Source organism: Clostridiales bacterium (assembly GCA_015243575.1).
GTDB lineage: Bacteria > Bacillota > Clostridia > Peptostreptococcales > Anaerovoracaceae > Anoxybacterium > Anoxybacterium hadale.
The window spans coordinates 4,099,174-4,124,569 of sequence record CP042469.1 but is presented as its reverse complement, the minus strand read 5'-3'; the positions used below and the strand labels follow the sequence as shown (position 1 = coordinate 4,124,569).

Sequence of the window (25,396 nt, the reverse complement as noted above, 5' to 3'; positions counted from 1 at the left end):
GGTAGTATTTTTTTAAATATTTATGTAAGGCTTAATTCGTACTTACTGTACAATTCGAAATACTTTTATTATAAATTATTATCTTCAAAGAGTTCTTTATCATTTTTTATTAAATAGTTTACTAGTTGAAATCTATTCTCAACCTGAAACTTATACAATATGTTGCCCATATGTTTTTTGACCGTATTTACTGCAATCGAAAGGGTTTCACTGATTTCTTTATTATTTTTTCCGTCACATACCAATTTAAGTATTTCTATCTCCCTTTTTGAAAGGTTGTACTCCAGAGTCAGAAAGGATGCTGTTTTTTTATACTTCTCCAGGTTTTTAACAGATTCTCTATAATGGACCATCAGTTTTCTAGTGAGATGCGGTAAAAATTGATTCAGGATATATAAATCTTTATCTGTAAAATCTCCTCGCTTCTCAGTACGATATAAATTAACAGCGCCTAGTTGTGTACCATTGTGAGCTAGACTCATACCTGCTACATTTACTAAATCCATAGGTTTTAGATAGTTGATGTAATATGCACTTTTCATTCTGGCATCATTGTTAATAATATCAGACTCTTTAAATACAATGGAATCCGGGTTTGAAAAAACCCATTTCGTATAATCGAACTGTTCGAATTGCTTTTCATATTTAAAAGTAAATAGCTCTTCGAAATTTTTAGAATACCTGCTTATAACTACAGGATCAATTAGGCTTACTGCTTTCCCTGCTCGGAAATCACTTAAACAAAAATCAGCCAAATCAAAATATATCAACAGCTTTAATTCTCTTAAGAATTTTTCTCTCATTGCTTTGATATCGTCAATTTCACTTATTTTACTTACTATATCGTTAATTTTTTCCCACTCATTTTGCTGCATATCTAACAAATGAAACACCCCTTAATGTTTTGCATCTTCATATTTATATTCTTGCTTAATGTAATGAAAATGTCAAAGATTTTTATTAGTCCGGCTTTTCTGTACCCGGAAGCTACTTTTTCAATTAGCAATTTCAAATTGGTGGACCTAACACAAGCTACGCCTGCTCCTCCGCTCACGTCATTTGCTACGCTGTCTGTTTTGCCTGTCACCCCCTGAACTGTGATTCGCATATCTCTAATTCCAATATTGATCGCCTATTTACGATATGCTCTTATCAGAAGAGTATATCTCCCAATACCCTCTTTGGTCAGCAAAGCCTCTGCGAGCCTTTGGACAAAAAGGCAATGAGGATCTCTCCTGAGTTTCCTGGAATTCGACCTTTGATTGGGACCTAAGGAGGATTCGCATCTGCTCGCTTTGCTCGCATATGCCGCCCGACGCCTCCCATTTCGGTCGGCTGGGCCAGTCGCTAAAGGAACGTTCGCCGAACGTTCCTTCTTAACGCGCCTGCTCTTTCGCGTTCGATCCTCCTCTTGATTAAACCAAAAAAATATCCCTACCTAATGGTAAGGATATTTTTTTGGTGGACCTAAGGAGGATCGAACTCCTGACCTCCTGACTGCCAGTCAGGCGCGCTCCCAGATAACTGGCATGTACATTACATGCATCGACTCTTATAAGTGTTGAAATTTAAACGTCCATCAGAACGTCTTTTTATTGGCAAAAATACAATCCTTCCATCAACTACGTGTAGCAGCCATAAGTCAATTGGCACCGTTTTGCTTTCTCTCTAATCTTGCTTGATATTCCCTTATCCAATTATCCATATACAACTGACTAAGCCAATCTATCATGTCATCGTTTGTAACAGTGCCTTGTGCGGGAAATTTAAGTATAACTTTCATATTATATTTTGGATTCACGTATTCGATTTTAGCGGATGTATCCTTAAAAATAGTTAATTTTTTCTTTTTACCCTTTTCAATAAAAGTTCTTCTTTCTATTATTTTCATAACCATCACCTCAGCTGCATCTTATCATAGTTTCACTATAAGTGAAACTATTTATTTTGTATTAACAAGTATAATGGGGTTGAGGTGTTATTATGAGTGCAAGTCATGCAGAGAAATATAAGCAGATTGGGCAGAAAATTGCTTATTATAGAACACAAAGGGGCTTAACACAGCAGCAATTAGCTGACGAAATTGGTATTAGCAAGAGTTATTTAAGCAAAATCGAATCTCCAAATACCAATAAACCATTTTCTCTTGACGTACTATTTTCATTATCAGAGACTCTTAATATTAAAATAATTGATTTTTTTAAAGATATAGACTAAAGGATATCTATGGATTATAGATATCTTTTTTTATACGTACATTGAATTAATATTCTTTTAGCGAATAATGTTGAAGTATTTGTACTATAGTCGTAAAATGTAGATGATAATTTATTTTTAATTATATTAATTTTTTTGTTCTAACTATTTCTTCCTTATAGTGATTTTATTAAGTAACAGGGTTTAATATTATGGATAACGAATACAATGAGTTAATTGAAAAGTTCTTGTCAAAATGGGGTCCTCTCGACCAACGGTTAACGGGGTTTCAGGAAAAATTCAAAACTTGGATTGACCAAATGCCAGATGAACTAAATAAAATTGTACTCGACTTACTAGAAGACTTCTGTTATTTCTCACACGAGAGTACAAATGCAAAACTTGTTGAACTACATAATCATATATCATCGGCAGGTGTTGCAGAAAAAGATGGTGCTATTTATTGCGTTATCCCTTCAGAAAAAAAGATAATGAATAGTTCATATGACTATTGTTCTGACTATAGAGTTATTAACAGACTTCATAGTAATCGTTTTGTTCCGAATGTTTCTGAACTTGATGAAGAAGATTTCCAAAACATATCAGACATCATTTTTATTGATGACTGTTGTGGTTCGGGAACAACGTTTATTAATTTTATTGAAACCATCAAAGAAAAAATTCGAGACAAAGATATTTATTATGTAGTTATACATGCAATGGATGAAGCCGTTAGGAAAGTTAATACATACTCGCAAAATGAAAATTTAAAAATTGTAATGATATGTTCTCATACTCAAGTCAAAGCCTTTGACATTGAGAGATTTTCTGGAACTGAAGCCAGAGCAACCTTTGAGAAAGGGTCACAAGAATTGGGAATTCCAAAATCAGATATATTAGGTTTTAAAAAATCTGAAGGTTTAATAGCCTTTCATAATAATACACCTAATAATACATTAGGTATTTTTAGATGCAATCATGAACAATTTGTATCAATATTTCCAAGAGCCGAAAGTGATGAGCCAACCTGGCTAAAATTAAAAAGTGAAAGAAAAAGAAGAGATAGAATGAAGTATCAAGCCGCTAAAAAGGAGAAGGAAAATGGATGAGTATTTAAGATTACTTATGCTTGCTTACTTTAAAGAAAAGAAAGAGAAATATTCATTATATGAGTTGCGGAAAAATCTCGGAATTGCAGAATCTTATACTCTTGAATTAATTAACCAATTACTTGAAGACGGTCTACTCGAGATTAAGAATAATTTACTTTCATTATCGCACAAAGGGAGAATTTTTTTAATGAATAACAGTCTGGATTGGTTTAGCTTCGAAATTGAACCAATGGAACAGTTATTTTTCCATGAGAGATGGCCTTTGGATAAGCCATATGCTCCAAAGAATTTTTCAAAAAAAATAAAATGATAATATTGATTTTGTATCGATTAGAAAGCGAGAAACAAGTTGTTTCTCATAGTTAAAATGTCACTTACTGAATGAGGATAAAATCAAAGATTTTATCCTCGTCCACAAAATTAAAATCTTGTGGACGAGCATATCTGTTGGAAAATCTCAACAGATATGCTCACTAGTACAAATAAAGAAACGGTAGTCGTGCAAAATCATTTTATTAATCTTTTTCAAACGCATTTGTTGGAAGGCGAAAGACTAGTAGTCTTTCATAGTTGCAATGCTACATAATTTAGCACATCAAGTAGCAAAGCGTACTTGATGTGATAGATTATTTCAAATGGAATAATCTATCACACTATAAATTTACAAGTAAATTAATAGTGTACCTGTTCAGTTAAAGAAATCGGCAGCAAGTGCGTTTGAAATTGTTATCTTTAGGTGGTTGTTATGGATAAAGAAAAATATATTTCTGAGCTACGAATACAGTTGGAATCTATGGAACAGTCTCAAAAGGATATTGATTCATGTATATCTTATGCTATTCGCTTAATTGATTCATCTTTACCTGTTATTTTCGACAAACGGCACCTTTCCTTGCTCTTGGGGATAGAATTAGAAGAACTGACAACAATACTGGCAACACTTGAGGAGAACTATTACAATGAGATGTCAATACCGAAAAAATCCGAAGGGTATCGAACGCTTAACGTTCCAGCAATGAAGTTAAAAATGATTCAGCGGTGGATATTAGATAATATTTTAGAACATATTCCCGTTTCAGACCATGTTACGGGTTTTTGTAAAGAACGTTCAATAGTAACTAATGCAAAAAAACATATCGGTAAACAATGTGTAATAAGTTTTGATATTAAGGATTTTTTCCCGACAATCGATATAGAATCAATCTTCATGGTCTTTTATTATTACGGATATACTAAAGAAATTTCTTATGCACTTGCAAGATTATGTACATACGACGGGTATTTGCCCCAAGGCTCACCGGCAAGTCCATATATATCAAACATCTTATGTTTGAAACTTGATAAAAGGTTATCGCTATTAGCAGAAAAATATGTTGCGGATTATACAAGATACGCCGATGATATAACCTTTTCAGGCAACTATGGCTTATCAAATATAATCAATATTGTAAAAAATATTATACAGGAAGAAGGATTTACTGTTAATGAAAGGAAAATCCGAGTTAAATATAAACACCAACGTCAAGAAGTTACTGGATTGATAGTTTCTGATAATAAAGTTAGTGTTTCAAAACTCTATAAAAGGAAACTTTGGCAAGAAATATATTATTGTCAAAAGTACGGAGTATCAAGTCACCTAGAGCATATTAACTGCAAGAAGTCATTCTTCAAAGAGCATATATATGGAAAGGTATATTTCATATATATGGTTGAGCCTGAAGAAGGTCGTAAATTATTAATTGCACTTGATAAAATTGCTTGGGATTATTAATGGAGGTTTACTATGCAATATAATGATTTAATTAAGATGAAAGAATATGCAGTTGCGCTGTCAAAGGGAATTGACCCAACTAGTGGATTACCACTTCCTGAAGATACAATACTAAATAGTAAACAACTAAATAAATATTTTAATCAGATTTCCGAATTTCTTGATACTACAATAAAATCCGGAGAAAATATTGGCCTCAAAAGAAGAAATGGCATATATGATTTCCGATTAGTAGAAGATAATAAAAAAAATATTGAAATAAGCGCTACTCCAGTATCTATTAGTGAATTTACATATAACATTAACACATCAATAAATACGGAATATATGAGAAAAATAAAAGTTACACAGATAACAAATTGGCTATTGGAAAATGGTTATTTAAAGATTATCACAGATGATGATGATAACGATTATAAAATCGTTACTGACAAAGGACAGTCAGTTGGTATAATGTCTATTCAGAAATGTAGTGAATATGGACGTAAATATCCTGTGAACCTTTATGATTCGAATGCACAGAAATTTATAATAGAGAACATTAATTCTATGGTTTAATCGAAAAAAGTCAAATGCATAGATAAAATAAAAGCATCTCAAACGAGATGCTTTTTTGGTGGAGAATAGGAGGTTCGAACTCCTGATCTCTTGACTGCCAGTCAAGCGCGATCCCAGCTTCGCCAATTCCCCGAAAAAACCCATTCTGTCTAAGCAGAATGGTATAAATTTTTAAAGTCAATTATCAAAGTTTCTACAAATATTCTTGGGGTAGTGATTTCCGCGTAGTTGGGCTCCCAGCTGCGCTATAAGCCCGCATGAAGTTGTAATCTTATGGGCTGTGTTTCTGACTCAGCTATGCTCCCAGCTGCGCTATAAGCCCATATTCAAGATGATCTGCAAGTAATATTATCGGGGATTTTAGCCCTTTTGTCAATCTTTTTTCGCCAAATTGTGTGACGGGTTTTTCTGGCGATTATTTTCATGTTCTTGCTGGAGACCCTTACCTTTTTGATAGGAATCTGATAGGATGAGTATATATCTTAATTTTGGAGGGGAATGAAATTGGAGATCAGGAAAATTGAGCAAGCTGGGATATTGGAGCCCATGGATCTGGTGTGGCAAGTATTTCAGGAATTTGAAGCGCCGGACTATGCACCGGAGGGAATTGCTACGTTTAAGAGCTTTATTGATTCACAGTGCAGTCAGCTCACGCTTGAGCTTTTCGGAGCCTATGCGGGGGAGCAGCTGCTTGGCGTCATAGCCACCAGAAATAACGGGAGCCACATTTCCTTATTCTTTGTGAGAAAGGAATACCATGGCCAAGGCATCGGCAAAAGTCTCTTCGGCCATATCCGCTCCAGCTATGACCATCCTACAATTACAGTGAATTCATCTCCTTATGCAGCAGAAGTCTATCGGAAACTCGGTTTTACAGATCTGGACAGCGAACAGGTAACCGACGGTCTTCGTTATATACCGATGGAATATCATGCAAAGGCACAGCAAGCAATGAATCAGCTTCGGAAGAACAACATGGCTGGATATTATGTCCATGATTCTAAGCAGCTGCTCCAACTTCTCGCCGAGCTGATTCCTCCCGGTTCAACTGTGGGCAGCGGTGATTCTGTCACGCTTGAGCAAACAGGAGTTTTCCAGTTTTTAAGAAGCGGCAATTACAACTTCCTGGACAAATTCGTTCCTTCCCTTACGAGGGAAGAAAAACGCCAAATCTACCTCAAAAACTTTACTGCGGATACGTTTATAACGGGTACCAGCGCTGTTACGCTGGACGGTAAGCTTTTCAACATTGACGGAAACGGAAGCCGAGTAGCCCCGATGCTATACGGACCGGAACAGGTCATTGTTGTTGCAGGCGTAAACAAACTGACGGACAATGTTGAAGCAGCCATTCATAGAACGAGGCAGATCGCGGCTCCGCTAGATGCTCTGCGGCTGGGGAAAGAAACCCCCTGCGTCAAATTGGGTCACTGTATTGACTGCAATCACAAACAACGGATCTGTAATGATTTTGTCTTGATCGCAGGTCAGTTTTCCAAGGATAGGATCAAGGTAATTATTGTGAATGAAGCTTTGGGCTATTAAGAATCAAAAAAACCGGAATCCCTTGAAGAGCGAGGTCTTCGATGGATCCGGTTTTTCAATCAGGTTTTGGAATTATTCGATAGAAATCGTCTGACTTAAGGGATTCCATACCAAGCTGTATTCGAAGCCTTCCAGCACAGTGCGGACTGAGACCATGGGCTGATCCTGTGATAGAACGACCGGCAGTACCAGCGTTTTATGATCCTTTGTCATCTTTAGTTCAATGTCACCCTTCTTGTAGTCCGCTGATGCGCCCATCTTGTCGGCCAGCGCTGCAGCTTCAGCATAAATCATTCCGCTGTTCATTACAGGCGGGGTATTGAACCTGATCGGAACGCCCTGCCAAATCACCCCAATTTCAGAGAGGTCTCTGCGATAGACTTCTTCCCCGCCAAGCACGGTCAGAAGAGCCTGGATATCTTTGATCTCATTGGCCGGGCACTTCATATAATCCCTGTCGATTACTACGAAGTCCGCAAGCTTTCCCGCCTTCAGCGAGCCCTTGAGATTCTCTTCAAATTGTCCGTAGGCAGCCCAGATGGTAAACGCCTTGAGAGCTTCTTCCCGCGTCATGGCATCCTCTATGTACCAACCACCTTCCGGCAGCCCGTCTCTGCTCTGTCTTGTCACCGCAGCATAAAATCCGTGATATGGATTTACCAATTCTACCGGTGCATCGGAACCGCCGATGATGATGCTCCCAGCATCAATAATTTTTCTCCACGCATATGCACCCTTCATTCTCTCTGATCCAATCCGATCTTCAGCCATGGTCTTGTCAGAGGTGGCATGAGTCGGCTGCATGGACGGAAGGATGTGGAGCTGTGCGATTCTCTTGATATCATCAAGGGTAGATACCTGATAATGCTCAATACGCAGTCTCCGATCTGCTTTTGGATCTGCTTTGATGAGCTTCTCATAGGTATTAATCACCTGATCAACGCCCCCGTCACCGATTGCATGGGTTGCAATTTGGTATCCGCTGTCATAGATTTGCTTCATTACTGCATAAAGTTCTTCGTCTGTATATTGATAATTGCCGATATGACCGTGTCTGTCGCTGTAATCCTTAAGAAGTGCCGCGCTTCTGGATCCCAGAGAGCCGTCGGCAAAGAGTTTGACTGCGTTGACGCTGTACCGATCATCGTAAAGCTCTTTTTGCGGAGGGTTGTTCTTAATATATTCCTGCTCCGGTCCGGCTATGGTTCCTCCCCAGTCACCGCCCACAAGCGAGTAGACCCGAAGCTTCATCGTCTTCTTTTGATAGAGCTCTTTGAACAAGTTAATGATCCTGACATTGGAACCGGCATCCATGGCGCTGGTGAAACCATAGGACAAGAGCTGTTCCTGTGCAGCCAGAATTGCATCCATTTCTCTGTCATCACTGAGGCCAGGAATGATCTTCTGAACCGGCTCTCCTGCCGTATCCGTCAGACAGCCTGTGGGCGCACCCTTTGCGTCCCGAAGAATCTCTCCTCCCTGAGGATCTTTTGATTCCTTTGTGATTCCTGCAAGCTGCAACGCTTTGGAATTCACCCAGATCATATGACCGTCGGTGCGCTCCATCACAACAGGATTATTAGGCGCCACTGAGTCTAGTTCTTCCTTCGTTGGATAAGATTTGTCATCCCAGATGGTATTGTTCCATCCGAAACCCTGGATCCAGTCCCCCGGCTGTGCCTTGTCTGCTTCCGCCTTGACTGCTGCAAGGATTTCAGCCTTGGGTTTCCAGAAGGCGTCAATCTTCATCAGGTTTTCACCCAGCATAGGAATATGCATATGCCCTTCGATGAGACCTGGTATCACTGTTTTTTCTTTTAAATCTGTGACCTTTGTATTATTGCCAATAAACTTCTTTGCGCTCTCGTCATCACCAACATAGATCAGCTTCTGCCCCTTTACAGCAATTGCCGATGCTGTAGGATGATCATCCTCCATCGTATAAATATTTCCGTTTATGTAGACGCTGTCCGCAATGGCCGTCTCAGCGGATGATGGAACAGGCGCCGTGCTGAAGATGAAAGTAAAAATGACAGCCCAGGTAAATAAGGTCTTTAATCTCTTTTTTTTCATAAATACACCCCCCTGCTAAGATTATAGGACAGGGGGGTTGATTTTTTTAGCTGATTTCCTAGACAAGTTCTGTCAGCAAGTGCTGTTTTTCATTTACAACCTTTCAATTGCCGCCTTTCAGGAGCAGTTTTGACAAGGTTCTGCCGGCTCCTATCTGTAGGGGATAACCTCCAGCCAGTATCCGTCAGGATCGCAGATAAAGTAGATGCCCATGCCGGGGTTTTCATAGCATATGCAGCCCATCTCTTTATGCTTTGCATAAGCTCCCTCATAATCATCTACTCTGAAGGCAATATGGACTTCATTGTCACCAAGATTGTATGGTTCTTTTTTATCTCTGAGCCAGGTTAGCTCAATCTGGTGAGCAGACTCCTCATTTGCGATAAAAACTAGAATGAAGGACCCGTCCGAGGCTTCCTTTCTTCTCACTTCTTTCAGCCCAAGTGCCTCTTCATAAAACTGAAGGGACTTTTCCAGATCAAATACATTTAGGTTGTTATGCACGAGTTTAAATTTCATATATGCCTCCTTACTACAACTTTGTTTTATTACTATAATCTATTATACCACAGGTATTCGAGATCATAACAAAGGAATCGCTGTTACGAAGTACCCGTGCCTTGGTAAGCTAAGCTCTTATTTAAACTTGCCAAGATACGGACAGCTATAAATAGATGTCCGACAGCTCGACCGCTTCCATTTGAATCAGCTTATTTACACTTTCTATCGAACTGGTTTTCTCCAGAGCAGATGGGCCGTTCATTGGTTTTATTTCCGGGAACATAACTGTAAAAGTGCTTCCAACTCCTTCTTCACTCTCCAGGCTAATATCCCCTCCCATCACTGTAACGAATAACTTTACAAGATGGAGCCCTATTCCGGTGCCCTCTGCCTCTCTTGACTCACAGTTATTCACCTGTCCAAAGCGCTCAAAAATACAGCTTTGCTTTTCTTTTGGGATACCGATACCTTCATCCTGAACCCCGATACAGACCATGCGTTTGTTTCCGAGCTTCTTCGCGTAAAGAACGACTTGAATCGTTTTTCCCGGACGCGTGAATTTGATTGAATTGGAAAGAAGATTGAGCAGGATTCGTTCAAATTTCTCTTCATCAAAACAGATCACTTTCCTCTTCAGCTCCGTTGAAAAAGTAACCTTGATTTTCTTCTGTTGTGCGATGGATTGAATGGACTCTACAATTGATTTCGTTAGGAATACGATATCGTAATTCCCATTGTTTAATTTGATATTCCCGGAGCTGATTCTTGTAATGTCCAGCAGATTGTTAACCAGCCGAATTTGCCTGTTTACATTTTGTTTGATTGTTTTCAGATATCTTACCGCCTTATCTGGCATATCTCTATATTTCAGTTCCATGGTCTGAATTGCCGACTTGATTACCGTCAGCGGAGTGCGAAATTCATGAGTGATTAAATATAGAAACTCGTCTTTTAAGTTCAAAGACTCTGTAAGAACATCATTTTTTTCCTGCTCTGACTTTAGCAGCTTTTCCTGGGCATCTTTTAGTGCATTCTGACTTTTTACAATTTCCGAGAAGTTGCGGCTATAGCCTATTCCATATAAAAAGTTGCCCTTATCATCATATATGGGCGTTCCGCTGTAAAGAAGATAATACTCTTCTCCAGAAACCTTAACCACAACAAGCTCATCCTTGATCCTCTCCCCATTTTTGACACGATTTGGAACCATTCTTTCAAGGGGAATCTCATTACCGTCTATATCATAATATTCGACTGCCCGAAAGACCTCATTGACATCAGTAAATTTCTCAGCAGCTTCCTTTACAATGTTATTCTTATTATAGATATAATTTCCATGCCGATCCACGACAGATATGTTGTCATAAGAATTATCCAAAATAATCTCCAGCAATTCCTTATGCTGATACAATTTCTCCTCAAACTCTTTCATCTGGGTGATATCGTGGTGAGATATGATTGCAGCAATCAATTGATTATCTGAATTATAAACAGGCACCGCATTTGCTTCAACAATACTTACCTTTTCCTTGCTCTTTACCTTCATCACCATATTCTTGATCCGCTCTCCCTTCAGAACCCGAAATGCAGGGAGATTTTCTCTGGGAATCTCTTGATTTTCAAAGTCAAAACACTTATAACCTGTGTGGACCTCATCGACCGGCACATCAAGATAGACGTGAGGGTAAACCCGGCGTGACTCGGCATTTGACAGCAGTACTCTACCCTGCCCGTCATAGATGATAATTACATCATTTAAATTCTCGATCACTGCTTCTAGCAGTTCGTTTTGCTGCCGAATCATACTTGCCTGGGCTGCTACACGTTTTCTATTCAGCACACGTTCAGTAACATCCTCCATGACAAGTAGAATGGACTCCACCTGACCGCTTTTTTCTATCGGTGTCAGCGTATAGTCTAAAAAGCAGATTTCATCTCCTCCCAGCACACTTTTCTTTTCCCTAACATAGCATGTATGATTTTTTGCGGCAGCTTCCATCCAAGCTTCTTCTTCTTCACTGCCATCAAATCCCGGAAAAAACTCACTGATCATTCTTCCATATACAGCATCTTTGGAATTGAATGGGTTTGGAAGGTGATCCAGGAAATGTTGATTGGTCTCGTAGAGCATGAAATCAGGAACCGTAAAAAAACCCACTCCTTTTACGTTGTCAAGGAGCAACCGCTTCACATATTGGCTGTTCTGTTCCATCCTCCAGCCCTGCACCTCTTCAATGTAATAACAAAGGACGCCGTCTTCTCTGGCAATCCTCTGGAAATTTACCTTCCTTGCTTCCAAAAATTTGGTGAAGAGGTAAGTCTCTGTCTTCTCGCCATCATATAACTGATTTCCGTGTATGCGGAGTAAATCATGAAGAATAAATTCCGTACTTTTCCCAACAATTTCGTGAAAATGGAACTTTGTAGTCTCATAAAAAAAATCACTTGCATAAGTGACGATTCCATTCTCTTCAACGATATAACTTCTGCGTGCTTCGTGTGCTTCCTGTTCTTTCAGCATTTAACCTCTCCTTGTATTACATCTTAACAACGGCTGAAGATGGGCTAACAAACCGCGTCGGCGTCTCTCGCCGCTCACTTTTTCTTCAGAAGGCGCAGCGCTCTTACTGAAGAAAAAAAGAGCAATACTTTTTCAGTATTACTCAGTAAGCATAACATAGTCTACCTATAAGTTTACTTTGTGATCTTTTTAAATTCAACTTACAGCGTTCCCGTTTTTCCAACAGATTATCACAGATTTCGACCCAAAGGACAGTACAACAGATTCAATCCAAAAACCCCAATCCGAAGATTGGGGTTTTGATATTGATATTGTAGCGATTAACGTTTGCTGAACTGGGATGCTCTTCTCGCTTTTTTAAGTCCGTATTTCTTTCTTTCCTTCATTCTCGGATCTCTGGTCAGGAAGCCAGCAGCCTTTAAAGGTGCTCTGAATGCTTCTCTGTCTCCGCCTGCGAGAGCTCTGGAAATTCCGTGTCTCAGTGCACCAGCCTGACCTGTAAATCCGCCGCCTCTTACTGTAGCTACGACATCAAACTTGCCTTCTGCACCTGCAACTTCAAATGGTCTTCTAACCTCTCTCTTGAGGATTTCCATTCCGAAATAGTCTTCCAATGATTTTTTGTTTACTGTGATATTGCCTTTACCAGGGATTAATCTGACTCTAGCAACAGAAGATTTTCTTCTACCAGTACCTGTATATTGCAACTTTGCCATTTATGATTTTCTCCCTTCTTTAATAATTCCAAACTTCTGGTTGCTGTGCTGCGTGCTTGTGTTCCGGACCAGCATAAACCTTAAGCTTTTTATACATTTCTCTGCCTAACTTTCCGTTGGGCATCATGCCTTTGATAGCATGTCTGATAATTTCTTCGGGTTTCTTAGCCTGCAGCTTTTCAAAAGTGATTTCGCGCAGTCCGCCCGGGTAACCGGTATGTCTCTTATAGACCTTGTCTTTTCTCTTCTTTCCAGTTACTTCAACCTTCTCAGCATTTATAATAATGATATAGTCACCGGTATCTACGTGTGGTGTGTAAATTGGTTTTCTCTTACCTCTCAAAACAGAAGCTGCTTCGGTAGCTAATCTACCGAGAGTTTTGCCCTCAGCATCGATTATATACCATTTTCTTTCAACTTCATGAGGCTTCGCGATAAATGATTTCATCTGTAAAACTCTCCTCATAGCGTTATATTTCGTTTTACCGTAGTGTTTCACCCCACTCCGGCGGCCAACTATCGTAAAATCCGGGGCTAATGGATTTTTACACATAATGCACAAACATTATAATATTTAACCACCGGTTTTGTCAATGGTTAAATTGAAACATGCGTGATTTCAACTGTTTTTTTGTTGATTTTAAGCATTTTTATTTCCGTCATCTCCATTATTCTTCCAAAATAAGAATCAAATTATTTAATAGCAGGAAACCCCTTACCTCAAATTGTGTCCAATCTTAAGCATAAGGAACAGTCTCTCCACCGCAGATTCAAGCAGTTCTTCGGAATTTTCCATAGCTTCCTCGATGGTCATCACATCATTCACCGATGTCATAATGCTTACCTGCTTGCTCTCCAATACAGAGTTTGCCTCTCTTCCCATGCTTCCTGCAAGAATCAAAACCGGAACACCATGTGGTTTGCAGCGCTTCATCACACCGAAAGGAACTTTTCCGAATTCCAATGATTGCCGGTCGATCCTGCCTTCTCCGGTGATTACCAAGGACGCACTCTGGGCAATTCGATCAAAACCCGCCAGATCAAGGATCACTTCGATTCCCGGCTTCAGCTCTGCATTTAAAAACCCGCTGAGGGCAGCGCCCATTCCGCCTGCAGCTCCTGCTCCCGGCAGCTGTCTGAGCGCTCTTCCAAGCCTACACTCCACTTGCTGAATATAATGTTCCATTGCGGTGTCCAGAGCCTTAAGCTCATCCTTTCGAACGCCCTTTTGAGGGCCGTAGACATAGGTGGCCCCATTCTCACCTAAAAGAGGATTCGTTACGTCGCAAATGACAGAAATTCTGGCTTCTGATGCGCGGATCAGAAGATTTCCCGGTTCAACAGCTGCCACCTTCCCAAGGTTTTCTCCGCATCCGGTGAGGGTTCTTCCCCGCGAATCCAGAAAGGTGACGCCGAGAGCGGTCATTGCACCCATACCCCCGTCGTTGGTCGCGCTGCCCCCGATCCCGATTACAATATTCTCAACTCCCCTGTCCAAGGCATGACGGATCATCTGCCCGGTACCGTAGGAAGTTGCTTTCAGCGGATCGTTATTCCTGCCCGCCAGGGCAAGCCCAGACGCCTGCGCCATCTCTAAAACCGCTGTTTTTCCATCATGAAGATAGCCGATTACAGCCTTCGTCTCTACTCCCATAGGTCCTACAACCTTCACGTCCTCTTTGACACCGCCCAAAGAGGAGATGAGCGCTTCAACGGTGCCTTCGCCACCGTCTGCCATGGGGATTCCAACCAATTCCGCCTCCGGAAAGTATTTTTCTGCATAACGTGTCAAACAGTCGATTATCTCTCTGGAAGTAAAAGACCCCTTGAAGGAGTCCGGTGCAAATACAAACCTCATATTTCCTCCCGCTTTAAATCTCATTACTCACAACCGCTTCCCCGCCACACCCGATCGCCAAAAGTGGCTGATAGTATATGCGGGATCTGCAGTGATTATTCCTTCCGTTTTCCAATATGTATAAATTTTTTCCAACCTGTCCACAATCAAGGCATCAAAGGATTTCACCCGTCACAGCAATACATTCTCTTTTCATTATACCAGAATCCAGGCCACATGGTGAAGATTTGGAGGGTAATATGTTAGAGGATAAGCAAAAGAATACAATGGTATGGAAAGCGGTTTGTGTCCTTGCGGCGCTGATGATTGGAGCATTTCTTGGCTCCCCTGCTTCAAAAGGATTCACAGGACAAATTTCAGAAGCAATCTCGGGAATCACCATTCAAGCAGTAAAAATGCAATATATACATAAGGAAGATACCGCTCCCGAAAAACAATTGAAGGCTGATCAAGAGATCAAGACCGGCGAAAAAAGCAATACAACAGATGCAACAAGCAAGCCGTCAGTTCAGGAAACAGAAGAGAAGTCAGAACCGAATGCAGACGCTGCATCAATTGAAAATACTGCTTCGGCTGGAATCACTGAAACTGCAGCAGCTGTATCACCAGCACCTGCCTTCAGTACGCCGGCAAATGAAGATGCAGCCGGTCTCGTCACCAACGCCAACAGAGGCGGTGCCGCTTCAAGAAAAGAAGTTGACGTTTTGATTCACCTGATCAACGCAGAAGCATATGGTCTGTCTTACAAGGCCAAGGTTGCCGTCGGACAGGTTGTTATGAATCGCTGGACAGGCCCCTATTACGGAGACGATCTTTTAGCGATCATGACAGCACCTCATCAATTTACACCGATTTATAACGGCTCAGCTTACAAGAAGAAAATTGAACAGGATTCCGTAACAGCCGCTTATGCAGTACTTTCCGGCACAGGGGTTGCTGAACTCACTGATGACACCTACTATTTTGTAAACCCGGATTTCACCCAAGACAAAACCATCGAAACGAAAATGCAGTTTGTTTGCGAAATTGAAGGGATGCATTTCTTTAAGCCCCCTGCAAAATAAATATAGACCGCTGCAGCAGATGGGAAGCCGAGATCTGTAGTACCGGCTTAGCAGTAACATCTGTAAATTAGAATAGGGAAAGATACTTCCTTTCCCACAACAAGGCAAGTTCCTCCTTGAGCTTAATATAAAAAGAGTGGCTACGCCACTTCCGCAATGAAGCTTTCGGCCCCTGGCCGCAGGCTCCTTTGCTCCCTGCCGAAGGAAGTAAGGTACCCCGTCAGGGATAGAATGCCAAAGCCTCCTCCCAAACACATGAAGTTTAGGGAGGAGGCTTTGCTTATGATCTTTACTATTCGTTCCTCAAGCTTTCCAATGCACTTAAACGCATTGCTCTTCTGGCAGGAGAATATCCGGCGATAATTCCGATTGCCGTCGAGAATACCAGTGAGCCCACCGCAACCCACCATGGAATGATGGAGACCGTAGAACCCCCTCCGCCGATGGAGCCAAGCATTACAGACATGATACCACTCAGAACCGTATTCATCAACAAAGAAAGAATGAAGCTCAGAATCAGTCCGAGGATTCCGCCGAGAAAACCGATCATGCCGGATTCAAGAAGGAACATCTTGCGAATATCCCGCAGATTTGCCCCGATGACCTTCATGATGCCAATTTCCTTTGTGCGTTCATAAATGGCCATAATCATTGTATTGGTGATTCCCAAAGCCGCTACCAGCAGGGAGATCGCACCAATGCCACCCAGGATTCCCTGGATCATTCTGGCGGTATCCTGCATGGATTTCAGCCAGTCGTTGAGGCTGTTGGTCTGAAAGCCCATCTCTCTAATTTTATTGCTCACATCCTCCACGTCATTGATATCGCCCACATAGACCATGGCGGACTCATAGGTATCATCCTGCCTGGAGACGGTCTCTTTGCGCGCCCGCTTCGCCTCATCTCTTATGATTTGCAGGCCCTCCAGGCTCATATAGACGTTATAAGCAGAGTCATCGCTGGGATTGGCCAGGATGCCGACACCTTTTATTTTATACTCCTTGTATGTAACTTTTTCCTCATTACTGCCTTGAGGTCGCTTCTGTCCATACCATTCGTCTGCTGTAATAATCATCTTGTTGGTGATCACATCCACCTGGGCTTCTCCGCCCCAAGAGCTGCCCCAGGTCTTTTTCGGGTTATAGAACCAGCTGGGCACCTGATTGCCGAAGACCACCTCAAATTTATCTCCCGCTCCAAGCATTCTTCCGTCCTGGAGCTCGTAGCCGAATTTCTGCATCACCTCCGGCCGGATGCCGATGACTGAAGCCTGGGCAATATACTTGCCCACTCCGAAGGAGAGATATTCCTGAAACGTCGGGGTTACCGCATCGACCCCTTCTATTTTTTCCATTTTCGTAATTGCTCTGTCGTTTAATATGCCGTCTTTTTCACTTCCACTGCCTCCGCCTGTCGGATAAGCCCTGCCTCCTCCTCCGCCGTAGACATTGACTAGGTGGAGATTCCCATAGCTTTCGATCTGTTCCTGGAAGCTGGCAGAAAGCCCGAAACCAATGGAAAGCATTACGACGATGGCGCAGGTCCCCACCACAACACCGACGACGGCCAGTATGGTTCTCGTCTTTCTCCGGAGCAGGTTGCGGAAGGCCAGGCCGATTAAATCCCGATTATTCATCGATTTCCATCTCCCGGTTTAATTTCTTTCTTTTTCTACGCTTCCAGATAAAGATTCCGCCGCCGGTGAGTACAGACACTGCCGCTGCACCGATGATCCATGGCAGTTTGCCGCCCTTCGCCCCGTTATCTTCCGGTGGAGTTTCTTCCTCCCAAGCAGGCATCTCTCCCATAATATTAAAGGAGAAGGGACGTTCCAGCACCTGCTCGTCTCCCGCCGCATCCTCATAGGTAAAGATAATCTTTCCCTCCATAGCGCCTTCTTCTCTGGGAATAAAGGTAAAATCGTAAGAATCGCTCTTTCCGCTTTCCATATTTCCCACAAAATAGCTTGTTGATTCCGGCGTGTCAAAATTACCCTCAGCAGAAACCCTGAGATTATTCAGCGTTGTCTTTCCCATATTGTAGAACTGAACCGAAAGCCCGCTTTGCATTCCAGTATATAGCTCCGGCGGTGCAATGACATCATCCACCTCCAGACGGGTTTCCTGCATGACCGGGATAGAGATCACATCCTTTGAGGTCAACGCATTTCCCGCTCCGTCTTCATAGGACATATCCACCGTAAGGGGGGTTGTTTTCTGCTCAGCCCCAGGCTTTACAGAAAGAAGCAGGCTATGACCCGTTCGCTCCTTTTTTCCCAGGCTGTCAATATAGAAAGAATTACTGCTGTTGACGGGTATAATGCTGCCGTCCTCTGTGCTGACCGTAACTTTAATATTGGTAATTTTATGGGATGCGCTGGTGTTAAAGAGTCCAAGGTTTAACAAAAACTGATCACCAGCCTGAACAAAAGTTCCTCCGTAGCTGTAATCATCCACCATGAGCTGAGGTGTCTTGGAATCTGAGGATACCGATACGTAGATGCTGGCATATTGGGTTATTGTTGGCGTTTTTTCCGTGGAGACCGATGAGGAGAGTGAAATTTTAATGGTATACGCCTTCTCCTTTGCTGCTGCATCGGCAAACATTGTAACGGAATAGTTTTTGCTTCCTCCCGCCGGAATAGAAGATTCTACAAAGGAGGCTCTGGTCTTGTTCAGCAGTCCTTCCGGCACCTCTACATCTATTTTGACATCTTTGATCGCCGAGCGGCTTTTATTTACCACATCAAAGGACATAACAAATTCATCTTGCCCGCTTACCTGGCTTGGGATATTGATATTGACAATATCTGCATCCCGCAGAGAAGCGCCTGTTCCGCTGACCGCTATGTAATAGGTCTTTTCGATGCTGACATCTTTGTTTGACTGGTCTTGACCTTTCAGTTTTACTGTAATGGGATAGTTCTTTGAGGCCGCATTCTCTTCAACAATAATCGGAAAGGCAGCCGATTTGCGCTGCTTATAGCTGAGATAGCCCAGTGAAACGGAACTGCTGGCATTATTCAGAGACAATCCTTCAGGCAAGGTCAGCACCACTTCCGCATTCTTGATCCTGCTGTTTCCATAATTGACCACCTCAACGGTGAAGACGTTGTCCTGTCCGGAAACAAAGCCTCCCTCCGGTTTGATCGACTGCGTAATGTCCACAATGTTAGCATAGCTACTTGCCTCTTCATCGGTTCTTTTCACAAGCTCATAAACGCTCAATCTACCGAGATTTGCGTTTTCATGAACCAACTCGCTGTTATTTTTCAATTTTAGATTCATCGTTCTATCACCGATGTCCGCATCTTTGCCAACGGTAACATAGAAGCTGATACTTGTAGATTCTCCACTTGATAGGGTTATGGTCCCTGTCGTTCCCCCCGAGATCGTAATCTCTTTCGTTTTACTCAGGGTCAGCTCTGCACTGCTGAACGTAACCGAATCTTTTCCGGTATTCTCCACCAGGATGGCGACCAAAGCATTCTCATCTCCCTGAGAGACAGATGCAGATTGCGCAAGCTTCGACTTTATAAACGGATTATCACCATAGACAAAAATTCCTGTTCCGAGCCCACCTAGAGGCATTGCCTGGATCATCAATGCAACTGCCACCACAATAACGGAAATGGTTGCTTTCCTTTTCTTGCTGTTCATATTTTCCCTCACACACTTTTGCATATTTTATATTGATCATTGGTCTGGCTTTCATTAATCTTAGAAGGAAAGCCCTGCTTCCTTTATCAATCTCTGGCCGAAGGCCTTGTATTCGCATCTTTCGGGTTGTTTACGGACTTTTCTCCCGATTATCCTCAATGGACAGAATATTGCCATCCTGTATGGTAACCACCCGGTCCGCATACTCTGCAATCTTTTTGTCATGGGTTACGATGATCAGCGTCCCGTTAAATTCCCTGACTTTGCGCATCATGATCTCCATTACTTCTTTCGAAGTATGGGTATCCAGATTTCCGGTAGGCTCATCCGCGAAGATAATCTTTGGGTTTCCTACCAGGGCTCTGGCAATGCCGACCCTTTGCTGCTGGCCTCCGCTCATCTGCGACGGCTTTCGATTTTCATACCCGGTTAGACCTACCTCCGCCAAGGTCTCTTTTGCCATCTTCTCTCGTTTCTTTTTCTCAACACCAGCAAAAATCAGCGATAGACTGACATTTTCGACTGCTGTAAACATGGGCAGAAGATGATATGCCTGAAAGATGAATCCAATATTCTTCTGTCTGAAAAGAGTAATATTCTCTTCATTCAGTGTATGGATCGGAATTCCTCCAATGTGAATTTCCCCTTTGGTAGGCTTTTCCAGCCCCGCGACCATATTTAGAAATGTCGATTTTCCTGAGCCTGAAGATCCAAGAAAACAGACAACTTCACCTTTAAAAATATCAAGGCTCACATTGTCCAAAGCAACGACGCGTTCCTCTCCCATCCGATAAACCTTGCGGACATTTTTGACTTGAATGAACGGCTCCATAATTTTCCCCTTTTTGTTCTGCGTAGTCTTTACCCTCCTTGCTATAAGAGGATATGTTCCAAATCCCATATATTGTCTAATGATTCTATCATATATTAGACGGTATTCCTACGGAAAGGTTGCATAAAAAACCTTACGAAAAACTTAAGATTTTGTCGAATAAATAAAAAAGGTGGCTGATAATTCTATTCAGCTGAGAAAGTTTTTTAAGAATTTTTATGATAAAAGCGCTTATATACTCCAATTGTTGGTATAAATTAGTTAGGATTAACACATGATTTGAAGTAGAAGAAAAAATTTCTATCACAATCATGTTGAATAGATCTTATGAAGCATTGGTTTCATGGAAATGTGTATCTGGAAAGAATCAGCATTTCCCAAACGAAAAGGAGGAGTAAAAATGATCAAAATTGGAATTATTATTGGGAGCACCCGTCCTGGTCGTGCTGGAGAAGCGGTAGGAAAATGGGTATTTGAGCAATCAAAGAAAAGAGCAGATGCAGAGTTTGAGCTGGTTGATCTGCTTGATTATAATCTGCCGCTCCTTGAGGAGCCTTATCCTGCGGCAATGCAGCAGTATACCAAAGATCATACCAAGAAATGGGCGGCAAAGATTGCTGAATTCGACGGTTTTGTATTTGTGACACCGGAATACAACCACGCTACTTCAGGTGCCCTGAAAAATGCCCTTGATTACCTATATATTGAATGGACCAACAAGGCTGCTGGTTTTGTCAGCTACGGCGCCATCGGCGGTGCAAGAGCGGTCGAATCTCTCCGTCCGATCATGTCCCAGCTGAAAATCGCTGATGTCGTAGATCAAGTAATGCTCTCTCTGTTCACCGATTTCAAAGATGGTGCTTTTGCACCGGATCCGCGTCATGAAAAGTCGCTGGATGGCCTTTTCTCGCAGGTCATAGCATGGAGCACCGCACTGAAAACACTTCGATAATTACAAATACCCCTTGACGTATAGTCAGTACTGAGTATAATGATGCTCAGTACTGACTATTTATTTATAAGGAGGAATTTGTAACATGGGCTTAAAACAAAGGAAAATTGAAACCAATGCGGGAATACAAAATGAGCTGACAGTTGAACTATTTGACCAGTTTGCAAGAGGAATGAGAGATAAGGGTTGGAACGGTGTAGAAAGCTTTATTAAGGCAGGAATCACAGGCGGCAGGGTTCTGGAGATTGGACCTGGCCCCGGTTATGTCGGGCTGGAATGGCTAAAGAGTGCGAAGAACGCTACATTGACTGGGTTAGAGATCAGTCCGGCTATGATTCGCATTGCAGAAGGAAATGCAAAAGAATATAACCTTGCTCATCGGGTGAGCTACACACAAGGAAACTGCATGTCTATGCCGTTTCCCGATTATTGCTATGATGCTGTATTTTCCAATGGCTCTCTTCATGAATGGGAGGACCCCATTCTGGCGCTTCGCGAAATCCATCGGGTGCTAAAGCCAGGTGGAATCTTCTGTATTTCCGACCTCCGCCGAGATGTAAATCTCCTGACCAAAGGCTTTCTTTACTTTTCTGCAAGGCCAAAGGAGATACGACCCGGCATGCTTACATCTCTATCTGCAGCCTATACCATAAAGGAGGCGGAGCAGTTAATCGCGTCCTCCAATTTTCAGGAGATCTTGGTTCACAAGGATTTTTGCGGGCTCACCGTATCGGGACGAAAACCGAGATAGAGAAAGACAAAATTAGAGGAGGAAAGGCCTTGTTTTTTTGGTATAATAGGAGTAAGGAATTTCATTTAAGTTTATTTCTGAACTGTACCGAAAGGAAAAAACCATGATACCTCTTTACATTCTGGGGCTGCTGCTTCGATTCGGACCACAGCACGGATATCAGATTAGAAAATTGATTTTGGATCAGTTGTCGGATTTTACACAAATCAAGCTCCCCACCATTTACTATCACCTGGAAAGAATGGAGGCAGACGGCTATCTGATGGCTTCCAGAGAAAAGCCGGGAAGCCGGCCGGAAAAGACCGTTTATACGGTGACTGAGAAAGGCATTCAGGAATTCAAAAACCTTTTAGATCAACTGCTTGAATTTGAATATCGACCTTTGTTTGCCTCAGATGGGGCATTCTTCTTCTCGGATCATCTGGATACCGAAAAGCTCACCTCTAGCCTCCGTGCCTACGAAGTGAGACTCAATCACTCCATCGAAACCATCCATCAACACAAACTTGAAACGCTGCAGTTTCTACCGGATGAAATGAATACTTCCGCAAGGATCATCTTCAACCATCACCAGCTTCATTATGACGCGGAACTTCAATGGGTAAGGGAAACTCTGCGACTCATTGAGGAGCACTGATAATCCCAATTCAAAATTAAATTCAAAACTTAAGATTATAAATTAATCGAACGATATCAAAATGACATGGCCGGAGCCATGTCATTTAATTTTGTTCTTCTTATAAGAGTTCAACCAAGTGGAACGTCTTCTTTCCTTTTTTGATCAGGATCTTGCCATCCTGGAACATATCCTTGGTAATCATCAGTTTAGCATCTGTGACTTTTACGTCGTCGATGGTCAGTCCGCCCTGCTCAATGGTTCTGAAACCGTCACCCTTGCTGGATACGAGCTTCAGTTCTGCAATGAGACCTACAACACCAACGCCTTCGCCTTCAAAGCGGGAAGCAGGAATCTGAGTTTTGGGCACGTTTTCAAGACTTGCTCCTCCGGAAAACAATGCTCTTGCCGCATCCTGAGCCTTAGCAGCCTCTTCTTCTCCATGAACCAGCTTAGTCACCTCGAATGCGAGGATTTCTTTGGCTTTATTAATTTCTGCATCCTTGAGTGCTGAAAGCTCTTCCACTTGTTCCATTGGCAGGAACGTCAGCATGGAAAGACAGGTTCTTACGTCAGCATCCTCAACATTTCTCCAGTACTGATAGAACTCGTAAGGAGATGTCTTCTCCGGATCAAGCCAGAGCGCACCCTTCTGAGTTTTGCCCATCTTCTTTCCTTCACTGGTAAGAAGCAGCGCAAAGGTCATTCCGAAAACCTGCTCGCCCATTTCACGTCTTACAAGATCAACGCCCTGAATGATGTTGGACCACTGATCGTCTCCGCCAAACTGCATTTTACAATTGTGACGTCTGTACAGTTCCAGGAAATCGTAGGACTGCATGAGCATATAATTGAATTCCAAGAAGGAAAGTCCCGTCTCAAGACGCTGCTTAAAGCACTCTGCCGTAAGCATTCTGTTGACGGAGAAATGTCTTCCGATATCTCTGATAAACTCAACGTAATTTAGCTCCAGGAGCCAATCCGCATTATTGACAATAATGGCCTTGTCGTCATCAAAATTGATAAACTTACCGAAGGTCTTCTTAAACTTATCGCTATTTTCTCTGATGGTGTCCTTGGTCATCATCTGCCGCATGTCTGTTCTGCCGGAAGGATCCCCTACCATGGCAGTGCCGCCCCCAACAAGTGCGATAGGCTTATGACCGTATTTCTGCATGTACATCATAATGATGATCTGCATGAAGTGTCCTACATGAAGACTGTCTGCCGTGGGGTCAAACCCAATATAGAAGGTCACCTTTTCCTTGCCCAGCAGTTCACGAATTTGATCCTCATGGGTTGTCTGCTTGATTAGGCCTCTTTCCTTTAGAACGTCGTATACGTTTCTCTCTTGTGCTGTTTCCATCATATCAAACCTCTATTTTTCCGTATCAATCTATTATTTCAAAGAATTCATTTCGTTCCGAATAATCTGTCTCCTGCATCACCAAGACCCGGCACGATATACTTGTGATCGTTGAGGTAGCTGTCTTTGGCTGCAATGTAGATGTCAACATCAGGATGCTTTTCCTGTAATACTTCAATTCCCTCAGGTGCTGCAATCAGACACATAAACGCCACTTTCTTTGCACCTCTGTCCTTGATAAAATCGATGGCTGCCGCTGCGGAGCCGCCTGTTGCCAGCATGGGATCTACAACGATCACCTGTCTGTTTCCGATGTCGGAAGGTAATTTGCAATAATATTCTACCGGCAGATGAGTCTCCGGGTCACGATATAAGCCGATATGTCCCACTTTTGCGTTGGGGATCAGTTCCAGCATTCCGTCAACCATGCCCAGGCCTGCTCTTAAAATAGGTACAATGGCGATATCCTCACCCTGAAGCATCTTCAAGGTAGCCTTACAAAGGGGCGTTTCAACTTCCACATCCATTAACGGAAGATCCCTGGTTACTTCATAAGCCATGAGCATTGAAATTTCTCTCACAAGCTCTCTAAAATCCTTAACGCTGGTGTTTTTATCACGAATCATTGCAGTTTTGTGCTGAATTAACGGATGATCAAATACATAAACTTTTCCCATTAGAATACCTCCATATACTAGCTCGACCAATTTGCATAGCAAATTGCCTGGCGAACTTATGCAAGAAAATCACAAATTAGCAATTTGTAGATTTTCACTGCGAACTAGCTCGACCTGAATCAAGCCCCTCTTTATCTTTATTCAATATATCTTTTTCGCGGTCAGTTTCCGGCATAGCCTTATATGCAGTCAAGCATATCGACTCTTGTTTGGTGCCGGCCTCCTTCAAATTCCGTAGTAAGCCAAGTATGAACAATTTCAAGCGCAAGCTCTGTGTCAAGCACTCTTCCTCCGAGAGAAAGAATATTGGCATTGTTGTGTTTGCTGGCCATTTCTGCCATGAAAACATTGGTGCAAAGAGCGCAGCGGATTCCTTTGACCTTGTTGGCCGCGATGGAAATACCGATTCCGGTTCCGCATACGACAATCCCTTTGTCCGCTTCTCCCTTAACAACGGTTTCACCACAGAGTTTCCCATAGTTTGGATAATCCACTGAGATCTCCCCGTTATCACTGCCCAAATCAAGCACCTCATAGCCCTTGTCCAGCAGATAAACCTTCACCTTTTCCTTGAGTTCGAAGCCGCCATGATCTGCAGCCAAAGCAATTTTCATATTGCACCTCCACA

General features: G+C 42.3%; 24 protein-coding genes and 1 tRNA gene. 10 read left to right on the top strand and 15 right to left on the bottom strand.

Annotated elements, in window-relative coordinates; genetic code table 11:
• Positions 1-68: 68 nt before the first annotated feature.
• Positions 69-884 carry a helix-turn-helix transcriptional regulator gene (locus FRZ06_18085; GenBank protein QOX65117.1) on the bottom strand — a complete coding sequence of 272 codons (816 nt, stop codon included), beginning with the start codon at positions 882-884 and terminating at the stop codon, positions 69-71.
• Between the two features lie 758 nt (positions 885-1,642).
• Positions 1,643-1,891, bottom strand: a complete 249-nt coding sequence (locus FRZ06_18080) for a hypothetical protein (protein ID QOX65116.1) — start codon at positions 1,889-1,891, stop codon at positions 1,643-1,645.
• A 92-nt stretch (positions 1,892-1,983) separates the two neighbouring features.
• On the opposite strand from FRZ06_18080, the gene FRZ06_18075 reads away from it, so the two are divergent.
• From FRZ06_18075 to FRZ06_18055, 5 genes are all read left to right on the top strand, one after another.
• A complete protein-coding gene (locus FRZ06_18075) occupies positions 1,984-2,217 on the top strand; it encodes a helix-turn-helix transcriptional regulator (GenBank protein ID QOX65115.1) in 234 nt (77 codons plus the stop codon).
• A gap of 191 nt (positions 2,218-2,408) precedes the next feature.
• Entirely contained in the window at positions 2,409-3,305 is an 897-nt protein-coding gene (locus tag FRZ06_18070; GenBank protein ID QOX65114.1) for a hypothetical protein, read from the top strand.
• A complete protein-coding gene (locus FRZ06_18065; GenBank protein ID QOX65113.1) occupies positions 3,298-3,618 on the top strand; it encodes a hypothetical protein in 321 nt (106 codons plus the stop codon). The genes FRZ06_18070 and FRZ06_18065 overlap by 8 nt, the downstream gene beginning before the upstream one ends.
• Positions 3,619-4,053: 435 nt before the next feature.
• Positions 4,054-5,079: an RNA-directed DNA polymerase gene (locus FRZ06_18060; GenBank protein ID QOX65112.1), complete on the top strand. Its 1,026-nt coding sequence runs from the start codon at positions 4,054-4,056 to the stop codon at positions 5,077-5,079.
• Positions 5,080-5,091: 12 nt separating this feature from the next.
• Positions 5,092-5,637 (top strand): hypothetical protein, encoded by a 546-nt coding sequence (locus FRZ06_18055; protein QOX65111.1) that lies wholly within the window; start codon positions 5,092-5,094, stop codon positions 5,635-5,637.
• 56 nt (positions 5,638-5,693) lie between these two features.
• Here FRZ06_18055 and FRZ06_18050 read toward each other — a convergent pair.
• Positions 5,694-5,769, bottom strand: a tRNA-Ala gene (locus tag FRZ06_18050).
• Positions 5,770-6,558: 789 nt separating this feature from the next.
• Here FRZ06_18050 and FRZ06_18045 point away from each other — a divergent pair.
• Positions 6,559-7,182, top strand: coding sequence for a lactate utilization protein (locus FRZ06_18045; GenBank protein ID QOX66007.1), 624 nt, complete (start codon positions 6,559-6,561; stop codon positions 7,180-7,182).
• 72 nt (positions 7,183-7,254) lie between these two features.
• On the opposite strand, the gene FRZ06_18040 is transcribed toward FRZ06_18045, so the two are convergent.
• The 6 genes from FRZ06_18040 to FRZ06_18015 form a co-directional block, all read right to left on the bottom strand.
• Positions 7,255-9,255 (bottom strand): amidohydrolase family protein, encoded by a 2,001-nt coding sequence (locus tag FRZ06_18040; GenBank protein QOX65110.1) that lies wholly within the window; start codon positions 9,253-9,255, stop codon positions 7,255-7,257.
• Positions 9,256-9,405: 150 nt separating this feature from the next.
• A complete protein-coding gene (locus FRZ06_18035; protein ID QOX65109.1) occupies positions 9,406-9,774 on the bottom strand; it encodes a lactoylglutathione lyase in 369 nt (122 codons plus the stop codon).
• A 145-nt stretch (positions 9,775-9,919) separates the two neighbouring features.
• Positions 9,920-12,277: a PAS domain-containing protein gene (locus FRZ06_18030; protein ID QOX65108.1), complete on the bottom strand. Its 2,358-nt coding sequence runs from the start codon at positions 12,275-12,277 to the stop codon at positions 9,920-9,922.
• Positions 12,278-12,597: 320 nt separating this feature from the next.
• The gene (gene rpsI / locus FRZ06_18025) at positions 12,598-12,993 is read right to left on the bottom strand and encodes a 30S ribosomal protein S9 (GenBank protein ID QOX65107.1); all 396 of its coding nucleotides are present in this window, start codon (positions 12,991-12,993) and stop codon (positions 12,598-12,600) included.
• Between the two features lie 19 nt (positions 12,994-13,012).
• Entirely contained in the window at positions 13,013-13,441 is a 429-nt protein-coding gene (gene rplM, locus FRZ06_18020; protein ID QOX65106.1) for a 50S ribosomal protein L13, read from the bottom strand.
• Positions 13,442-13,708: 267 nt separating this feature from the next.
• Positions 13,709-14,851: a glycerate kinase gene (locus FRZ06_18015; protein ID QOX65105.1), complete on the bottom strand. Its 1,143-nt coding sequence runs from the start codon at positions 14,849-14,851 to the stop codon at positions 13,709-13,711.
• Between the two features lie 116 nt (positions 14,852-14,967).
• On the opposite strand from FRZ06_18015, the gene FRZ06_18010 reads away from it, so the two are divergent.
• Complete coding sequence (locus FRZ06_18010) at positions 14,968-15,915, top strand: cell wall hydrolase (GenBank protein QOX65104.1); 948 nt, start codon at positions 14,968-14,970, stop codon at positions 15,913-15,915.
• A 292-nt stretch (positions 15,916-16,207) separates the two neighbouring features.
• Here the strand turns inward: FRZ06_18010 and FRZ06_18005 are convergent, their stop codons facing one another.
• From FRZ06_18005 to FRZ06_17995, 3 genes are all read right to left on the bottom strand, one after another.
• Positions 16,208-17,551, bottom strand: coding sequence for an ABC transporter permease (locus FRZ06_18005; GenBank protein ID QOX65103.1), 1,344 nt, complete (start codon positions 17,549-17,551; stop codon positions 16,208-16,210).
• Positions 17,544-19,598 carry a hypothetical protein gene (locus tag FRZ06_18000; GenBank protein QOX65102.1) on the bottom strand — a complete coding sequence of 685 codons (2,055 nt, stop codon included), beginning with the start codon at positions 19,596-19,598 and terminating at the stop codon, positions 17,544-17,546. The genes FRZ06_18005 and FRZ06_18000 overlap by 8 nt, the downstream gene beginning before the upstream one ends.
• Before the next feature lie 106 nt (positions 19,599-19,704).
• On the bottom strand, positions 19,705-20,406 hold the full coding sequence (locus tag FRZ06_17995; GenBank protein QOX65101.1) for an ABC transporter ATP-binding protein: 702 nt from the start codon (positions 20,404-20,406) through the stop codon (positions 19,705-19,707).
• 400 nt (positions 20,407-20,806) lie between these two features.
• Here FRZ06_17995 and FRZ06_17990 point away from each other — a divergent pair, with 400 nt between their 5' ends.
• The 3 genes from FRZ06_17990 to FRZ06_17980 all read left to right on the top strand — a co-directional run bounded on the left by FRZ06_17990 (position 20,807) and on the right by FRZ06_17980 (position 22,746).
• Positions 20,807-21,358 carry an NAD(P)H-dependent oxidoreductase gene (locus FRZ06_17990; GenBank protein QOX65100.1) on the top strand — a complete coding sequence of 184 codons (552 nt, stop codon included), beginning with the start codon at positions 20,807-20,809 and terminating at the stop codon, positions 21,356-21,358.
• Between the two features lie 85 nt (positions 21,359-21,443).
• On the top strand, positions 21,444-22,109 hold the full coding sequence (locus FRZ06_17985; GenBank protein QOX65099.1) for a class I SAM-dependent methyltransferase: 666 nt from the start codon (positions 21,444-21,446) through the stop codon (positions 22,107-22,109).
• A gap of 103 nt (positions 22,110-22,212) precedes the next feature.
• Complete coding sequence (locus FRZ06_17980) at positions 22,213-22,746, top strand: PadR family transcriptional regulator (GenBank protein ID QOX65098.1); 534 nt, start codon at positions 22,213-22,215, stop codon at positions 22,744-22,746.
• Positions 22,747-22,846: 100 nt separating this feature from the next.
• Here FRZ06_17980 and FRZ06_17975 read toward each other — a convergent pair whose 3' ends face one another.
• From FRZ06_17975 to rpiB, 3 genes are all read right to left on the bottom strand, one after another.
• Positions 22,847-24,091, bottom strand: coding sequence for a tyrosine--tRNA ligase (locus FRZ06_17975; GenBank protein ID QOX66006.1), 1,245 nt, complete (start codon positions 24,089-24,091; stop codon positions 22,847-22,849).
• A gap of 47 nt (positions 24,092-24,138) precedes the next feature.
• Positions 24,139-24,768, bottom strand: a complete 630-nt coding sequence (locus tag FRZ06_17970) for a uracil phosphoribosyltransferase (GenBank protein QOX65097.1) — start codon at positions 24,766-24,768, stop codon at positions 24,139-24,141.
• 179 nt (positions 24,769-24,947) lie between these two features.
• Positions 24,948-25,382, bottom strand: a complete 435-nt coding sequence (rpiB, locus tag FRZ06_17965; protein ID QOX65096.1) for a ribose 5-phosphate isomerase B — start codon at positions 25,380-25,382, stop codon at positions 24,948-24,950.
• Positions 25,383-25,396: the final 14 nt, after the last annotated feature.

Bases quoted from the DNA above. Each gene is read 5' to 3' on its own strand.
- FRZ06_17970 (QOX65097.1), bottom strand. From the start codon at position 24,768: ATGGGAAAAGTTTATGTATTTGATCATCCGTTAATTCAGCACAAAACT.
- FRZ06_18030 (QOX65108.1), bottom strand. From the start codon at position 12,277: ATGCTGAAAGAACAGGAAGCACACGAAGCACGCAGAAGTTATATCGTT.
- FRZ06_18060 (QOX65112.1), top strand. From the start codon at position 4,054: ATGGATAAAGAAAAATATATTTCTGAGCTACGAATACAGTTGGAATCT.
- FRZ06_17995 (QOX65101.1), bottom strand. From the start codon at position 20,406: ATGGAGCCGTTCATTCAAGTCAAAAATGTCCGCAAGGTTTATCGGATG.
- FRZ06_18080 (QOX65116.1), bottom strand. From the start codon at position 1,891: ATGAAAATAATAGAAAGAAGAACTTTTATTGAAAAGGGTAAAAAGAAA.
- FRZ06_18070 (QOX65114.1), top strand. From the start codon at position 2,409: ATGGATAACGAATACAATGAGTTAATTGAAAAGTTCTTGTCAAAATGG.
- rpiB (QOX65096.1), bottom strand. From the start codon at position 25,382: ATGAAAATTGCTTTGGCTGCAGATCATGGCGGCTTCGAACTCAAGGAA.
- rplM (QOX65106.1), bottom strand. From the start codon at position 13,441: ATGAAATCATTTATCGCGAAGCCTCATGAAGTTGAAAGAAAATGGTAT.
- FRZ06_18040 (QOX65110.1), bottom strand. From the start codon at position 9,255: ATGAAAAAAAAGAGATTAAAGACCTTATTTACCTGGGCTGTCATTTTT.
- FRZ06_18045 (QOX66007.1), top strand. From the start codon at position 6,559: ATGGAATATCATGCAAAGGCACAGCAAGCAATGAATCAGCTTCGGAAG.
- FRZ06_18055 (QOX65111.1), top strand. From the start codon at position 5,092: ATGCAATATAATGATTTAATTAAGATGAAAGAATATGCAGTTGCGCTG.
- FRZ06_17975 (QOX66006.1), bottom strand. From the start codon at position 24,091: ATGGAAACAGCACAAGAGAGAAACGTATACGACGTTCTAAAGGAAAGA.
- FRZ06_17985 (QOX65099.1), top strand. From the start codon at position 21,444: ATGGGCTTAAAACAAAGGAAAATTGAAACCAATGCGGGAATACAAAAT.
- FRZ06_18010 (QOX65104.1), top strand. From the start codon at position 14,968: ATGTATAAATTTTTTCCAACCTGTCCACAATCAAGGCATCAAAGGATT.
- FRZ06_18015 (QOX65105.1), bottom strand. From the start codon at position 14,851: ATGAGGTTTGTATTTGCACCGGACTCCTTCAAGGGGTCTTTTACTTCC.
- FRZ06_18000 (QOX65102.1), bottom strand. From the start codon at position 19,598: ATGCAAAAGTGTGTGAGGGAAAATATGAACAGCAAGAAAAGGAAAGCA.
- FRZ06_18035 (QOX65109.1), bottom strand. From the start codon at position 9,774: ATGAAATTTAAACTCGTGCATAACAACCTAAATGTATTTGATCTGGAA.
- rpsI (QOX65107.1), bottom strand. From the start codon at position 12,993: ATGGCAAAGTTGCAATATACAGGTACTGGTAGAAGAAAATCTTCTGTT.
- FRZ06_18075 (QOX65115.1), top strand. From the start codon at position 1,984: ATGAGTGCAAGTCATGCAGAGAAATATAAGCAGATTGGGCAGAAAATT.
- FRZ06_18005 (QOX65103.1), bottom strand. From the start codon at position 17,551: ATGAATAATCGGGATTTAATCGGCCTGGCCTTCCGCAACCTGCTCCGG.
- FRZ06_18065 (QOX65113.1), top strand. From the start codon at position 3,298: ATGGATGAGTATTTAAGATTACTTATGCTTGCTTACTTTAAAGAAAAG.
- FRZ06_17990 (QOX65100.1), top strand. From the start codon at position 20,807: ATGATCAAAATTGGAATTATTATTGGGAGCACCCGTCCTGGTCGTGCT.
- FRZ06_17980 (QOX65098.1), top strand. From the start codon at position 22,213: ATGATACCTCTTTACATTCTGGGGCTGCTGCTTCGATTCGGACCACAG.